The organism is Neisseria oralis, from assembly GCF_045062685.1.
Lineage (GTDB): Bacteria > Pseudomonadota > Gammaproteobacteria > Burkholderiales > Neisseriaceae > Neisseria > Neisseria oralis.
The window spans coordinates 94886-108101 of the sequence record NZ_JBJGEB010000002.1 but is presented as its reverse complement, the minus strand read 5'-3'; the positions used below and the strand labels follow the sequence as shown (position 1 = coordinate 108101).

15 protein-coding genes are annotated in these 13216 nt (G+C 56.0%); 8 read left to right on the top strand and 7 right to left on the bottom strand.

The features are described from left to right. Positions 1-130: 130 nt before the first annotated feature. From ACI43T_RS02445 to ACI43T_RS02435, 3 genes are read right to left on the bottom strand one after another with little or no spacing between them, the layout of a single operon-like run. Positions 131-1012 (bottom strand): ABC transporter permease subunit, encoded by an 882-nt coding sequence (locus ACI43T_RS02445; RefSeq protein WP_009173551.1) that lies wholly within the window; start codon positions 1010-1012, stop codon positions 131-133. After that, positions 1012-1989 (bottom strand): ABC transporter permease subunit, encoded by a 978-nt coding sequence (locus ACI43T_RS02440; RefSeq protein ID WP_405385443.1) that lies wholly within the window; start codon positions 1987-1989, stop codon positions 1012-1014. The genes ACI43T_RS02445 and ACI43T_RS02440 overlap by 1 nt, the downstream gene beginning before the upstream one ends. Positions 1990-2008: 19 nt before the next feature. Continuing rightward, positions 2009-3133: an ABC transporter ATP-binding protein gene (locus ACI43T_RS02435; RefSeq protein WP_009173553.1), complete on the bottom strand. Its 1125-nt coding sequence runs from the start codon at positions 3131-3133 to the stop codon at positions 2009-2011. 371 nt (positions 3134-3504) lie between these two features. Between ACI43T_RS02435 and radC the strand changes: the two genes are divergently transcribed. Further along, on the top strand, positions 3505-4182 hold the full coding sequence (radC, locus tag ACI43T_RS02430) for a RadC family protein (protein ID WP_405385442.1): 678 nt from the start codon (positions 3505-3507) through the stop codon (positions 4180-4182). An 80-nt stretch (positions 4183-4262) separates the two neighbouring features. Here radC and ACI43T_RS02425 read toward each other — a convergent pair whose 3' ends face one another. After that, positions 4263-5624 (bottom strand): polynucleotide adenylyltransferase PcnB, encoded by a 1362-nt coding sequence (locus ACI43T_RS02425; protein ID WP_405385441.1) that lies wholly within the window; start codon positions 5622-5624, stop codon positions 4263-4265. A gap of 258 nt (positions 5625-5882) precedes the next feature. On the opposite strand from ACI43T_RS02425, the gene ACI43T_RS02420 reads away from it, so the two are divergent. The 6 genes from ACI43T_RS02420 (at position 5883) to ACI43T_RS02395 (ending at position 10068) form a co-directional block, all read left to right on the top strand. Further along, positions 5883-6068 (top strand): DUF3460 family protein, encoded by a 186-nt coding sequence (locus ACI43T_RS02420; RefSeq protein WP_009173556.1) that lies wholly within the window; start codon positions 5883-5885, stop codon positions 6066-6068. Positions 6069-6089: 21 nt separating this feature from the next. Next, entirely contained in the window at positions 6090-6758 is a 669-nt protein-coding gene (locus ACI43T_RS02415) for an O-methyltransferase (RefSeq protein WP_405385440.1), read from the top strand. Between the two features lie 15 nt (positions 6759-6773). Further along, on the top strand, positions 6774-7451 hold the full coding sequence (locus ACI43T_RS02410; protein WP_405385439.1) for a tetratricopeptide repeat protein: 678 nt from the start codon (positions 6774-6776) through the stop codon (positions 7449-7451). Positions 7452-7526: 75 nt separating this feature from the next. Then, on the top strand, positions 7527-8012 hold the full coding sequence (gene purE / locus ACI43T_RS02405; RefSeq protein ID WP_377082129.1) for a 5-(carboxyamino)imidazole ribonucleotide mutase: 486 nt from the start codon (positions 7527-7529) through the stop codon (positions 8010-8012). 114 nt (positions 8013-8126) lie between these two features. Continuing rightward, complete coding sequence (gene dinB, locus ACI43T_RS02400; RefSeq protein ID WP_405385438.1) at positions 8127-9185, top strand: DNA polymerase IV; 1059 nt, start codon at positions 8127-8129, stop codon at positions 9183-9185. Positions 9186-9336: 151 nt separating this feature from the next. Beyond that, complete coding sequence (locus tag ACI43T_RS02395) at positions 9337-10068, top strand: phosphoadenylyl-sulfate reductase (RefSeq protein ID WP_405385437.1); 732 nt, start codon at positions 9337-9339, stop codon at positions 10066-10068. A 203-nt stretch (positions 10069-10271) separates the two neighbouring features. On the opposite strand, the gene ACI43T_RS02390 is transcribed toward ACI43T_RS02395, so the two are convergent. After that, a complete protein-coding gene (locus ACI43T_RS02390; RefSeq protein WP_314105917.1) occupies positions 10272-10934 on the bottom strand; it encodes a cytochrome b/b6 domain-containing protein in 663 nt (220 codons plus the stop codon). Between the two features lie 102 nt (positions 10935-11036). On the opposite strand from ACI43T_RS02390, the gene ACI43T_RS02385 reads away from it, so the two are divergent. Beyond that, positions 11037-11924, top strand: a complete 888-nt coding sequence (locus ACI43T_RS02385) for an NAD(P)H-hydrate dehydratase (RefSeq protein WP_405385538.1) — start codon at positions 11037-11039, stop codon at positions 11922-11924. Positions 11925-11991: 67 nt separating this feature from the next. Here the strand turns inward: ACI43T_RS02385 and crcB are convergent, their stop codons facing one another. Together crcB and ACI43T_RS02375 are read right to left on the bottom strand one after the other, a co-directional pair. Further along, positions 11992-12354 (bottom strand): fluoride efflux transporter CrcB, encoded by a 363-nt coding sequence (crcB, locus tag ACI43T_RS02380; RefSeq protein ID WP_405385436.1) that lies wholly within the window; start codon positions 12352-12354, stop codon positions 11992-11994. A 36-nt stretch (positions 12355-12390) separates the two neighbouring features. Further along, on the bottom strand, positions 12391-13068 hold the full coding sequence (locus ACI43T_RS02375; RefSeq protein ID WP_405385435.1) for an energy-coupling factor ABC transporter permease: 678 nt from the start codon (positions 13066-13068) through the stop codon (positions 12391-12393). Positions 13069-13216: the final 148 nt, after the last annotated feature.

Below are 13216 nucleotides of genomic sequence, written 5' to 3'. Positions count from 1 at the left end.
CGTACTATTCGGACTTTCTGCATATACCACTACCCTCCTCTGCTTCTTTTACTTTTATCTTCTACCCTCACAAAAAGGCCGTCTGAAATCCTAACTGGTTAGGATTTCAGACGGCCTCTATTTCATATACTCAGGAACCGGCAGCCAATTTTTCTTGTCGGTAAGCTTCGGCTGCTTCCCTTTCACGTTTGGTAGCCTGCCGCATCATCCAATAGTTGATGACGATAACCAGCGTACCGATGATACCGATAAGGATGGTCGCCAGCACATTCATTTGCGGGTCAAGCCCCAATTTGATTTTGGAGAAAATCACCTGCGGCAGCGTCGAAGACCCGGGACCGGACAAGAATGAGGTAATGACCAAATCGTCCAACGACAGGGTAATGCCGAGCAGAAAACCCGATGCGATAGCCGGCGCAATCAGCGGCAATGTAATCACGAAAAAGATTTTCAGCGGACGCGCGCCCAAATCCATGGCGGCTTCTTCCAACGACTGGTCAAGCTCAATCAGGCGCGAACGGATGACCACGGTAATATAGGCCATGCACAAAGTGGTGTGTCCCAAGAAAATAGTAAAGAAACCACGGTCAAAATAAAGTGCCTGCAACCATTCGCTGTTTTGCAGGAACATCTGCACTTGGATAATCAGCAACAGCATCGATAAACCGGTAATCACGTCCGGCATCACCATCGGGGCGGAAATCATACCCGCAAACAGCGTACTGCCGCGGAAACGTTTGATACGCGCCATCGCATAACCCGCCAGCGTGCCCAACACTACGGCAGCCAGCGAAGAGACAAGCGCTATCCGCAACGACAACCAGGCCGCTTCTAAGATGGTGCTGTTTTGCAGCAACACTCCGTACCATTTGGTCGAAAAACCGCCCCACACCGTAACCAGTTTGGATTCGTTAAACGAATAAATGACCAGCACAAACAGCGGGATATAAAGGAATGCCAAAGCCAGAGCCAGCATCAGCTTGAGAAACCAGGATAATTTGTTTTTCTGCATCACTTGGTCCCTTCTTCTAATTCACGGTTTTCATAATGTTGGAACAAGGCAATCGGCACGACCAGCAACGCCACCATCACTACGGCTACGGCAGAAGCCAGCGGCCAGTTGTTTTGGTCGAAGAAGGCCTGCCACAACACTTTACCAATCATCAGGTTTTCCGAACCGCCGACCAATTCGGGAATCACAAATTCGCCGACTGCGGGAACGAATACCAGCATGGAACCCGCGATAATGCCAGTTTTAGACAGGGGCAGTGTAATGGTAAAAAACGATTTGATCGGCCTCGCCCCCAAATCCGAAGCGGCTTCCAACAGGCGTCCGTCCAATTTCACAAGTTGGGTGTACAGCGGCAGAATCATGAACGGCAGATAAGCGTAGACCATGACCAGATTCAGCGAAAATGCGTTATAAAACAAATCCAATGGTTCGCTGATAATACCGTATTTCAACAGGAAATTATTAATGATGCCGTTGTGTCCGAGCAGCCCCATCCATGCGTAAACGCGTAATAGGAAGGATGTCCAGAAAGGCAGCATAATCGCCAGCAGCAGGCCGTTGCGGATGGACGGACGCGCACGCGAAATGGCATAAGCAGTCGGGTACCCGATTAGCAGGCAGATGGCGGTGGTTGTCAAAGCCGTTTTAATCGAAGACCAATAGGTCAGCAGATAAATATTATCGCCGCTGCTTTTGCTAAACGGATTGAACAGTTGGCCCAAGGTATTCCAGAAATTCTGAAAAATATCGGCATAGTTTTGATAACTGACGGCGATGTTCAGACGGCCTAAATCCTCGTCTACGGTAGTCAGCGGTGTAAACGGCGGAATAGCGATTTCCTGCTCGGCAAAACTGATTTTCAAGACAATCGTGAACGGAACCAGAAACAGAACCAGCAGCCAGACATACGGGACGGCAATGACTGCCCTCTGTCCGGGACGGCGCAGCAGTTTGCGTTTAAGCGTTTTCAAATTCATCTCGGCATTCCCTCGCGGATTAGCGCAACAGCGGCGTCGGCTGGTTTTCCGGCCAGCTTATGTAGACGGTTTCGTCCCAAGTCGGCGGCGTAATATTGCGCACATACCAATACGGCGCAGGCACTTGGCTTTTAATTACGCGTCCGTTGCCCAGTTTGACATGGTAAATGGCAAAACTACCCAGATAGGCGATGTCTTTTACTGTGCCTTGCGCCCAGTTGAAATCACCTAAGTGGGAAGGCTTTTCTTTGTACAAGTCAATGTCTTCGGGACGGATGCTGACCCAAAGGTTCTGCTCCGCCGGCCCGCCGAGGCCGTGGTCGATGCGGACGTGGTTTTCTAGGCCGTCGCAAGCAATAACGGCGTAATCAGCATGGTCTTCCACCACCACGCCGTCAAAAATATTGGTTTCACCGATAAATTCGGCGGTAAAGCGGCTGTTGGGGAAATCGTAAACGTCGCTGGGCGTGCCGACCTGCTGCAACTGCCCTTCCGACATAATCGCAATGCGGGTCGCCATCGTCATTGCTTCTTCTTGGTCATGTGTCACCATGATGCAGGTTACGCCGACTTGTTCCAAGGTATTGACCAGTTCGAGCTGGGTTTGCTGGCGCAGTTTTTTGTCCAATGCGCCCAAGGGTTCGTCAAGCAGCAGGATTTTCGGACGTTTGGCCAAACTGCGCGCCAGCGCGATACGCTGTTGCTGGCCGCCGGAAAGCTGGTGCGGCTTACGTTTGGCGTATTTGGTCATTTGCACCAGACGCAGCATCTCCTCCACGCGCGCAGCGATTTCGTCTTTCGGCATTTTGTCTTGTTTCAGGCCGAAGGCGATATTTTGTTCCACCGTCATGTGCGGGAACAGCGCATAGCTCTGAAACATCATATTGATGGGGCGGTCGTACGGCGCAAGTTTGGTAATGTCCTGCCCGTCTAAGATGATTTTGCCCTGATTCGGGATTTCCATACCCGCCAGCATGCGCAGCAGTGTGGATTTGCCGCTGCCCGAGCTGCCTAGAAGGGCAAAGATTTCATGTTTTTCAATGTCTAAGTCGATATGGTCGACAGCGTAATTGTCACCAAACTTTTTCACCAAGCCCTGAATTTGCAGATAAGGTTTGGCTGAAGACGCAATGGTTGCGGTCATAATGGCAATACTCCAATTCGGATACGAGTACCGGCAAAACGGATTTTCGACGGGTGATAAAAAAGCTGTTTGATTGCAGCGGATTTTTCAGACGGCATCGGCAAAACAGGCCGTCTGAAAATCCTGTGAGCGCACGGGCAGCACGTACAGATGAAACTCTGCGAAAATTCGTCATTATATTAGCCTATCCATACAAGGGGCAACATCAAATTTACTTTGCAGACCGGTTCGGCAAGGATTTGTGATATCTGATACAACGCTTTCAGAACAAAGCAGATTTTTCATTTCATCCCAAACAGGTAATTAAATTAAAATGTCATTTTGTTTATACAAAACTATCAATTAATTTACCAATAAAATACGGGAAAAACATGAGTATCAAACACTGGCCGGAGGGCGAGCGCCCCCGCGAAAAGCTGTTGGAGCGAGGCGCAGGTGCATTGAGCGATGCCGAATTGCTGGCTATTTTATTGAGGGTCGGCACACGCGGCATGAGCGCTGTCGATTTGGCGCGTTACCTGCTCAACGAGTTCGGCAGCTTGGGAAAATTGATGAATGCAGACATAAAATCCCTGTCATCGTACAAAGGTATGGGAACGGCGAGTTTTACCCAGTTTGCGGTGGTCAGGGAAATCGGCCGGCGGATTTTAAGCGAGGAATTGCGAGAGAATATCATTTTCAGCAATCCGCAGGCCGTTGCCGACTATCTCCGCCTCAACCTCGGCCATGAGCGCGTGGAAGTCAGCTATGCCCTGCTCCTGAACCGGCAGAACCAGCTTATCGCCATGCGTGAACTTTCACGCGGCACGGTGGCCGAGAATACCGTTTACATCCGCGAAATCGTCAAACTTGCACTGGACGAATACGCCGACAGCCTGATTATCGCCCACAACCACCCCGGCGGTTCGGCAAGGCCGTCTGAAGCGGACATCGGGTTCACGAAAAGATTGGCGCAGGCTTTGGATTTGGTGGATGTTTCGTTGCTCGATCATTTTATCGTTACTGCCAAAGAAGTTTGCTCCCTGCGGGAAACGGGCTATATGGATTAAAAAACAGCCGGTTTATCGGGCGCGGATTCCGCCTGCGATAAACCGGCTGTTTAGATGTTTATTAACGTTTTCAGACGGCCTCAACCTTCGCCGCCGCTTCCTTCGGCCTTTTTCCGGCGCGGTTTGCGGCGGCGCTTGCGTTTGGACTGGCCGCCGCCCTGTCTCGATTCCTGCCCCTGCCAACCCGACGCCGTCAGCTTTGCGCGTTCGTCGTTGTCGGCGTGTTGGAATGCCGTCCACCATTGCACCAATCCTTCGTCTGCTTCGCCGACCTGTGCGCGGAGCACGAGGAAATCATAGGCGGCGCGGAAACGTTGTTGTGCCAGCAGACGGTGCGGGCGGGCGCCGCGCGTATTGTCGAACTGTGGCTGGAACTGCCAAATCTCGCGCATAGTGGCGGCGAAACGTTGCGGTACGCCCCAGCCTTTTTCAATGTCGTCGCGGAACTTGTTTATCGCATCGGTAAGCGCGGGCGATGGTCTCTGCCCTTGGCTGATGTTGCGCTGCCAATAGCGGTTGAGCTGGGGCCACAGCACGGCGGCCAAAACAAAACCCGTAGAAACCGATTTGTCTGCGCGCAGCCGCTCGTCGGTATTTTTCAGCGCCAGCGAGATAATCCGGTTTTCGGGTTTGTCGGCACTTTTCATAGCCGTCAGCAGCGGATGGATGTCGCTGCCTATACCGAGTTTGTTGAGCTGTTGCAGACAATCGCGCGCATGGCCGGAAAACAGCAGTTTCAGGATTTCGTCAAACAGGCGCGAAACCGGTTCTTGTTTCAGACGGCCTGCATATTCGGGTATCGGCGCGGCGGTATGTTCTTCGACCTCGAAACCGAGTTTGCCCGACAGGCGGACGGCGCGGAGGATGCGCACGGGGTCTTCCTGATAGCGTTCGGCCGGATTGCCTATCATCACCAGTTTTTTGGCCTGTACGTCGGCGGCGCCGTGGTGGAAATCGACGATGAGCCGCCGTATCGGATCGTAATAAAGCGCGTTGCAGGTAAAGTCGCGGCGCATCGCATCTTCTTCCATACTGCCGTAATTGTTGTCTTTCATGATACGACCGTGCTGGTTCTGCACCACTTTACCGCCGCCGCGGAAAGTCGTTACTTCGATGGTTTCCGGCCCCACCATAACGTGCACGATTTGGAAACGCCGGCCGATGATGCGGCTGCGGCGGAAAATCTTTCTTACTTCTTCCGGAGTGGCATTGGTGGCGACATCGAAGTCTTTAGGCTCGATACCGAGCAGCAAATCGCGTACCGCCCCGCCGACCACATAAGCCTCAAATCCTTCGTTGTGCAGGCGGCGGACGACTTTTTCCGCCGCAAAACTGAGCATGTCCTCACTGATGCGGTGTGCCGCAAAAGGGATAATTTCTTTGTGCACTGCCGTTTTGCCGCGTTTGCCGGGCAAAACTTTGTGCAGCCATTTTTTCAACATATTCTTATTCTTCCAAGCAGGCCGCCCGAAACGAGAAACTTTTGCACAACAGCCTGAATCATCCGGGAACAGACATGTTCTGCAAAAGTTTCAGGCGGCCTTTTTCATTATCATTACCGGATGCGCAACGGTGTAAACCCGTTGTCGGTCCGTTCCGCAATAGTCAGCCGCGTATTATACCTGAAACAATGTTGGCGCTGAAAATATCGGCTATAATGCCGAATCAAACGCTATCGCCGTGTTTTACGGAGCAAAACCATGTACCACTACAAATCCGACGCCACCCAATTCCTCGACAAACTGATGGCCGACCATCCCGAGCTGGAGCAGCAGCGTCTGGCAAACCGCAAACTCTTGTGGGACGTCGAACTCAACCCCGAAGAGCAGGCAGGTTTCGAGGCGGCCAAAGTCGCCAAAAAACCCTATACCTACGAAGCCGAATGATATTTTCAGACGGCCTGAACCATGACGGTTGACACGCAGAACACGCCGCCCGGGCTGCAAGCCTACCTGAACCGCATCGGCGAGCCGGAACATCCCGTATTGCAGGCCCTGCGCGGGCGCACGCAAAACCACCGTTTGGGCAAAATGGCATTGGCGCGCGAACAGGCCGCCCTGCTGACTTGGCTGGCACGGCTGATTCGGGCGGAGCGTTATTTGGAAGTGGGCGTGTTTACCGGCTATAGCAGCACCGCCATGGCCTTGGCCCTGCCCGAACGCGCCCGCATCACCGCCTGCGACATCAGCGTTACCTTTACCGACATCGCCCGCGAAACATGGCGGCAGGCCGGAGTGGAACACAAAATCGAACTGCACCTGCAACCCGCCCTGCTCACACTCGACGGCCTCATCGCGCAAGGGCTGGAAAACACTTACGATATGGCCCTGATCGACGCCGACAAACCGCCCACGCCGCAGTATTACGAACGCTGCCTGCAACTGGTGCGCAGCGGCGGCATTATCGCCATCGACAACGTCCTTTTAGGCGGCCGCGTCATGGAAGAAGGCGGCCTCGGCCGGCCGCCAAGCATCGCCGTCTTACAGGATTTCAACCGCCGTTTGCCGCTAGACGGGCGGATTGTCCCCATCACCCTGCCCGTCGGCGACGGGCTGACCCTTTTATTAAAAAAATAGACGGATATCGTCCATATGAATATCAAAACAAATATTGCATTGCTTTTTCCCGTTTTCGTCTTGAGCGCATGTGCCGCCGTTTCAAACGGGGACGAATCTTCGTCCCGCAAAGGCGTCCCCTACCCCGTTTTGAACGAACAGACCCAAATCGACCAACTCGGCATCCAGGTTGCCCGCCTCGAACGCAGCGTCAACCTGCTGCAAACCCGCATCCGCCAGCTTGAACGGCAAGGCAGAGGATCGGGGCAGCGTATTTCCGACAGCAAACTGAAAAACAATTACCTGGCTAAAAACGATGCGGCGCAGACTGTAGCCGATACCGACGCCAACGAGACCCGCCTTTACGATCAGGCGTTTAAATATTACCGCAGCGGCAACTACACCGCCGCCGCCGCCGTCTTGAAAGGTGCGGACGGCGGCAACGGCAGCGAGATTTCGCGCAAAAACATGTACTTGCTGCTGCAAAGCCAGCAGCGGCTGGGTAACTGCGAATCCGTCATCAACATCGGCGGCCGCTACGCCAACCGCTTCCGCAACACGGCGCAGGCGCCCGACGCGATGTACAGCATCGGCCAGTGCCAATATAAACTGCAACAGAAAGACATCGCCCGCGACACATGGCGCAAGCTGATACATACCTACCCCGACAGCGAAGCGGCCAAGCGGGCGGCCGTTTCCATCAAGCAGCGTTAACCCCGTTCAGACGGCCTCCCCGCAACGGCAGGCCGTCTGAAACATTATGTATTACAGTTCCATAAGGAAAAACACATGATTCAAGTCGGCATCATCATGGGCAGCGACAGCGACTGGCCGGTTATGCGGCAGGCGGCGAATTTTTTAGAAGAGTTCGGCGTCGGCTACGAAGCCCGCGTCGTTTCGGCGCACCGCACACCCGATTTAATGTTCGAATACGCCGAAACCGCACGCAGCCGAGGCATCAAAGCCATCATCGCGGGCGCGGGCGGCGCGGCGCACCTGCCGGGCATGGTGGCGGCCAAAACCACCGTTCCCGTTTTGGGCGTGCCCGTCCCCAGCAAATATCTGCGCGGCGAGGACTCTCTGCTTTCCATCGTGCAGATGCCCAAAGGCGTGCCCGTAGCCACTTTCGCCATCGGCGAAGCCGGCGCCGCCAATGCCGCGCTGTTTGCCGTGTCGATGCTGGCCAACGAAGATGCGGAACTCGCCCGCAAACTGGCCGGATTCCGCAGCAGGCAGGAACAGTCTGTTTTGGCAATGGAGCTGCCGGCGGAATGATTTAAAGAAGTGAGGCCGTCTGAAACCGCAACTTGCCGGTTTCAGACGGCCTCACCGATATAAAACCGCCCTGTTTCCACGTTTCAACCCCGTTGCCATTTCCACGCCGAATCCATGCGACAACGCAAAATCATCCATATCGATATGGACGCTTTCTACGCCTCGGTCGAGTTGCGCGAACAGCCGCACCTCAAAGGCAAACCTGTGGTCGTGGCGTGGGAAGGTTCGCGTTCGGTAATCTGCGCCGCGTCCTACGAAGCGCGGCAGTTCGGCCTGCATTCGGCGATGTCGGTGGCGACCGCAAAACGGCTCTGCCCGCAAGCGGTTTATGTGCCGCCGCATTTCGACCTCTACCGCAGTATTTCGGCGCAGATTCACGGCATTTTCCGCTGCTACACCACGCTTATCGAACCGCTTTCGCTGGACGAAGCCTATCTGGACGTTACCGACAATTTGCAGCAGATTCCCTATGCCAGCGACGTGGCGGAAAAAATCCGGGCGGAAATTCTGGCCGAAACGGGGCTGACTGCGTCCGCAGGCATCGCTCCCAACAAGTTTCTGGCCAAAATCGCTTCCGACTGGCGCAAGCCGAACGGCCAGTTCGTCCTGCCGCCGCAAAAGGCCGCTGCCTTCTTGGAAACATTGCCGCTGGGCAAAATTCCCGGCGTAGGCAAGGTTACGTTGAAAAAGATGCAATCGCTCGGTATGCGGACCGCAGGCGATTTGCGCCGTTTCGAGCGCGGCGAGCTGCTCAACCTTTTCGGCAGATACGGCTACCGCCTCTACGACTTGGCGCGCGGCGTGGACGAGCGTCCCGTCAAGCCCGACCGCGAGCGGCTTCAAATTTCCACCGAAATCACCCTGCCCGAAGACTTGTCGCTCGCGCAGGCCGCCGGACACCTGCCGCATCTGGCCGAAGATTTGTGGCGGCAGATACAGCGTAAAAACGTCGAAGCCAAAAGCGTAACCCTGAAACTCAAAACCCACGATTTCCGCATCATCACCCGTTCGCTGACTTATTCTTCGGTGCTGCCCGACAGTAACGCCCTGCTGCGCGCTGCGCAAACGCTGGCCGGACGCATCCCGCCGCAGCGCGAAGACGCCTTCCGCCTCATCGGGCTGGGCGTGGCGCACCTCGTACCGAAAGACCAGCAGCAGTCGCTCTGGCTCTGAATTCCGCGCCGATTCGGCGGTTTCGTTATATCCAAATAGAAAACCATTCTTTCCATTCCGCGCAGCCGGGGCGGACAATGGTGTCCTGAAAAACGGCGGCTTTTCTCGACAGGCCGTCTGAAAAACAACAAAAGTAAGGAACACCCACCCCATGTCCCTATTCCGCCCGAAATTCTGGAAAATCCCCGAAATTACCGAAGCCGAAAGGCAGCGGCTGCCTGCTTTGGCGGCCGAACTGGAGCAGCGGCTGCAAACCGTGGCCGCCCGCTTTCCGCAGGCCGCGTTCGCTTCCAGCCTTGCCGTCGAAGATATGGTGATTACCGACGCAATATACCGTCTGAAACTGCCGCTGCGGATTATCACGCTCAACACGGGCAAGCTCAATCCCGAAACCGAAGCCTTGATTGCCGCCACCGAGGCGCGTTATCAAACGCGGTTGGAAGTGTTTGCGCCCGACAAAGAAGCCGCCGCCGCGTTCGAACGCGAATTCGGCGTTACCGCGATGTACGACAGCGTGGAACTGAGGCGGCGCTGCTGCCACATCCGCAAAATCGAGCCACTCAACCGCGCCCTGAAAAACGCCCCTGCGTGGCTGACCGGCCAGAGGCGCAGCCAGTCGGACACCCGCAGCGAACTGAATTTCGAGGAACTCGACCGCAGCCGCAACATCGCCAAATTCAACCCGATTTTCGATTGGGAGGAAAACAACGTATGGGCCTATGCCGAAGCCTACGGCGTACCGCTGAACGAGCTGTATCACCAAGGCTATCCGAGCATAGGCTGCGAACCGTGCACCCGTCCGGTAAAGGAAGGCGAGAACATCCGCGCGGGACGCTGGTGGTGGGAAAGCAAAGACAGCAAAGAATGCGGCCTGCACAAATAAAACGAATAGTTAAGGCAACACAGAAAATATGCAGCCGCGTACCCCGCCCCTTAATTCCCGCGCGGGCGGGAATCCGGAGAACTTCGAGGCTGCAACACTTTGAAGATTTTAAACGTTTGAAAGTTTGAACTCCCGTTGCCGCGGGAAGACGGTAAACCGGTTTTCAGACGGCCTGCCGCCTGAAACCGAAACAAACCGCTATTTCAACCTGCCGCCGCTAGTACGCAGGCGACCGCCAGCAAAGCCGCCGCCGCGGCTGCGGCCAGTTTTCCGAAACCCGCGAAACGCAATACCGGCAGCCTGCCTTCCAATTCTTTATAGCCGGTTATCATCGGTTTAATCAAATCATGTTTTTTCAAGAATTTATAAAATAAGATGCTCACGACGTGCACCGCCGCCAGCAGTGCCAGCAGATTGAAAAAGCGCAGGTGGATTTTGCGCAGCGCGTTGCCTGTTTCCTCACTGACCCGGCCGTTCAGATAACCGCTGTAACTAAAGGTGTCGGCATCGGCGGCAAACAGGCCGGTGGCGACCTGTACTGATACCGCCGCCAGCAGCGCCAACACCATCAGTGCGCCGAGCGGATTGTGGCCGGGCTGCTCGTTTTCCCCGATTTTCCCTTGCAGGTAACGTTTGATGTGCGACGGGCCGCGAACGAAACTGCCGAACCGCGCGGTGTCGCTGCCCCAAAAACCCCAACAGACGCGGAAAACCAGCAACGCCAATACCAACAGGCCGCAGCGCAAGTGCCAGGCCAGCATCGTGCCGCCCTTGTCCGCGCTGTACCACATAAAGGCGAAGGCCAAGACCAGCGTCCAGTGGAACAGGCGCGTGGGCAGGTCCCATACTTTGATTTTTTGTTTCATTGTTTTCTGCTTTCGAGTGAATGAGGTAAGATGATTTGTCCGCCCGGTGTTTTCGACGCGGCGGGCGCGTTATTTTACCGCAACGCCGCAAACGGAGCCTTTATGTTTACTTCCCGCTACCGCCTTTCCGATTCCGAATCCTTGTTTCAGACGGCCTCGATGTATCCCGACGTGTTCAAGCCGCGTCCGGCTGAAAGCCACAAAGGGACTTACGGCACGCTGGCCGTAATCGGGGGCACCGAAGGAATGAGCGGCGCGGTCGTGCTGGCGGCGACGGCGGCCGCCTACGCCGGCTGCGGCAAAGTGTGGGCGGGGTTCAACCAGCGGCAGCTGCCTTTCGCCGTTATCGACGGACGACCCGAAATCATGCTGGCGACGGCGCAGAACCTTTTGTTGCGCAACGACGCCGACGCACGCGCAATCGGCTGCGGTTTGGGGTTGGGCGACACTGCTTCCGGCATTGTTGCCGCCGCGCTTTCCGAAGCCGACGGCAAACCCCTGCTGCTGGACGCTGACGCGCTGACGCTGCTGTCGCGCTCGTCCGAACTGCAACGGCTCGCCGTGCGGCACGGCAACCTGATACTCACGCCCCACCCCGCCGAAGCCGCGCGCCTGCTCAAAACGGACACGGCAGAAATCCAAAAGGCGCGAATCCAATCGGTAGAAACCCTCAGCCGCAGATTCAACGCGGTAACGGTGTTAAAAGGCCACCGCTCGCTGATTGCCGCGCCGGACCGTGGCACGACCGCCAACCCCAGCGGCAACGCCGGCCTGGCCACCGCAGGCAGCGGCGACGTGTTGAGCGGCGTCATCGGCAGCCTGCTGGCACAGGGTATCGATGCGTTTCAGGCAGCGGCGGCGGGCGTATGGCTGCACGGGGCGGCGGCAGACATCCTGCGCGACTCGGAAACCGGCGAAATCGGGATGCTGGCCGGTGAAATCGCGCCTGCGGTAAGATGGCTGCGCAATTATCTGGTACGCGGGAAGTAAAGGAAAACAACAGCATTGAGGCCGTCTGAAAAACCATTTTCAGACGGCCTCAATGTTTATCCGCGGCTTATTTAAAACACTGCGCAAGGTAAATTCCCAACACAGTAAACAGCAGGGAACCGAACAAGTGCAGCAACGCCGTAGCCACGGCGGCGGCCCACCGCTGCGCCTGCAACATACCGACGATTTCCAGCGAAAAGCCGGAAAACGTGGTCAGACTGCCGAGAAAGCCCGTTATCAGCAGCAGGCGCCAGTGCGGGTTGCCGACCAGTTCGGCAGCGATGCCGATAAGGAATCCGCCGAACCAATTCGCCGCCAGCGTTCCCAGCGCGAACCACGAAACGGTGTCCGCCAGCATCAGGCCGAGCAGCCAGCGCAAAAGCGCGCCGAATACCGCGCCGAGGGCAACGGCGGTTATGTCGTAAAGCATAAGCATTCCATTTGCAGAATGACAGGCCGTCTGAAACTACCAGATTTTATTGGTGCTCTTCAGATAACGCCCGTCATCAAACGTATTAATCCAATGCGGTTTCAGCGCAACGAAAATCGCCGTCGCCGCGCCGCTGATAAACGCTTCGGCCCAAGAGAGCAGGAAAAAAACGGGAAACGCGCTACCCCACATCACGCCGTCTGAAAAAGCCCCCGTCCGATCCAGCACACCGGTCAAAACCGCGCCGGTCAACAGCATAGCCGCAGCGGAACCGATAAAGCCGTTCAGAAAAATAAACACGAAAATATTGGCCGGCAGCCTGTCGACCAGCGCGCGGAACGAAAGATTCACCGCAAGCGGCGGCAAAAGCAGCGCCAGCGCGTTAAACGGATAAGCCTGCCAGCCTGCGTCCGAAATCAGCAACGAAGGAAACAGCAGCAGCGCGCCGAGCCAGAGGGCTGCGGGCGCGCCCACCATCAGCGCCGCCAGATTCATACCGAGCAGGTGATAGCTCATGCCCGCAAGCAGGCCGTTGTCGGGCGCGGCGTTCAGGCTCCATGCGGCTGCCAGCAGCACGACGGCGACAGCGGCGGCGGAACGGTATCGGTGCGCCGCCCTCAGCGCCGGCAGTGCGGTCGCAGCCAGCAGGACGGCCAGCAGCAGCCAAGCTGCAGATGCGGGAACACGGGCAAACCATGAAGCGTGGAACAGCATGTTTTCTCAAATAAAGATTTCAGACGACCTCATTATACGCCGAAACGATATGCCGAAACGCCGCCCTTCCGTCCGTCGCGGATTTCGGCGCAAAGCGTGATTGCCGATAGTCCGCGATGCCGAAACACGATAGAATATATGCCTTTAC

What these genes read in the sequence shown, in the direction of transcription:
- ACI43T_RS02445 (WP_009173551.1), bottom strand. Translation starts at nt 1,012, where the DNA reads ATGCAGAAAAACAAATTATCCTGGTTTCTCAAGCTGATGCTGGCTCTG.
- ACI43T_RS02440 (WP_405385443.1), bottom strand. Translation starts at nt 1,989, where the DNA reads ATGAATTTGAAAACGCTTAAACGCAAACTGCTGCGCCGTCCCGGACAG.
- ACI43T_RS02435 (WP_009173553.1), bottom strand. Translation starts at nt 3,133, where the DNA reads ATGACCGCAACCATTGCGTCTTCAGCCAAACCTTATCTGCAAATTCAG.
- radC (WP_405385442.1), top strand. Translation starts at nt 3,505, where the DNA reads ATGAGTATCAAACACTGGCCGGAGGGCGAGCGCCCCCGCGAAAAGCTG.
- ACI43T_RS02425 (WP_405385441.1), bottom strand. Translation starts at nt 5,624, where the DNA reads ATGTTGAAAAAATGGCTGCACAAAGTTTTGCCCGGCAAACGCGGCAAA.
- ACI43T_RS02420 (WP_009173556.1), top strand. Translation starts at nt 5,883, where the DNA reads ATGTACCACTACAAATCCGACGCCACCCAATTCCTCGACAAACTGATG.
- ACI43T_RS02415 (WP_405385440.1), top strand. Translation starts at nt 6,090, where the DNA reads ATGACGGTTGACACGCAGAACACGCCGCCCGGGCTGCAAGCCTACCTG.
- ACI43T_RS02410 (WP_405385439.1), top strand. Translation starts at nt 6,774, where the DNA reads ATGAATATCAAAACAAATATTGCATTGCTTTTTCCCGTTTTCGTCTTG.
- purE (WP_377082129.1), top strand. Translation starts at nt 7,527, where the DNA reads ATGATTCAAGTCGGCATCATCATGGGCAGCGACAGCGACTGGCCGGTT.
- dinB (WP_405385438.1), top strand. Translation starts at nt 8,127, where the DNA reads ATGCGACAACGCAAAATCATCCATATCGATATGGACGCTTTCTACGCC.
- ACI43T_RS02395 (WP_405385437.1), top strand. Translation starts at nt 9,337, where the DNA reads ATGTCCCTATTCCGCCCGAAATTCTGGAAAATCCCCGAAATTACCGAA.
- ACI43T_RS02390 (WP_314105917.1), bottom strand. Translation starts at nt 10,934, where the DNA reads ATGAAACAAAAAATCAAAGTATGGGACCTGCCCACGCGCCTGTTCCAC.
- ACI43T_RS02385 (WP_405385538.1), top strand. Translation starts at nt 11,037, where the DNA reads ATGTTTACTTCCCGCTACCGCCTTTCCGATTCCGAATCCTTGTTTCAG.
- crcB (WP_405385436.1), bottom strand. Translation starts at nt 12,354, where the DNA reads ATGCTTTACGACATAACCGCCGTTGCCCTCGGCGCGGTATTCGGCGCG.
- ACI43T_RS02375 (WP_405385435.1), bottom strand. Translation starts at nt 13,068, where the DNA reads ATGCTGTTCCACGCTTCATGGTTTGCCCGTGTTCCCGCATCTGCAGCT.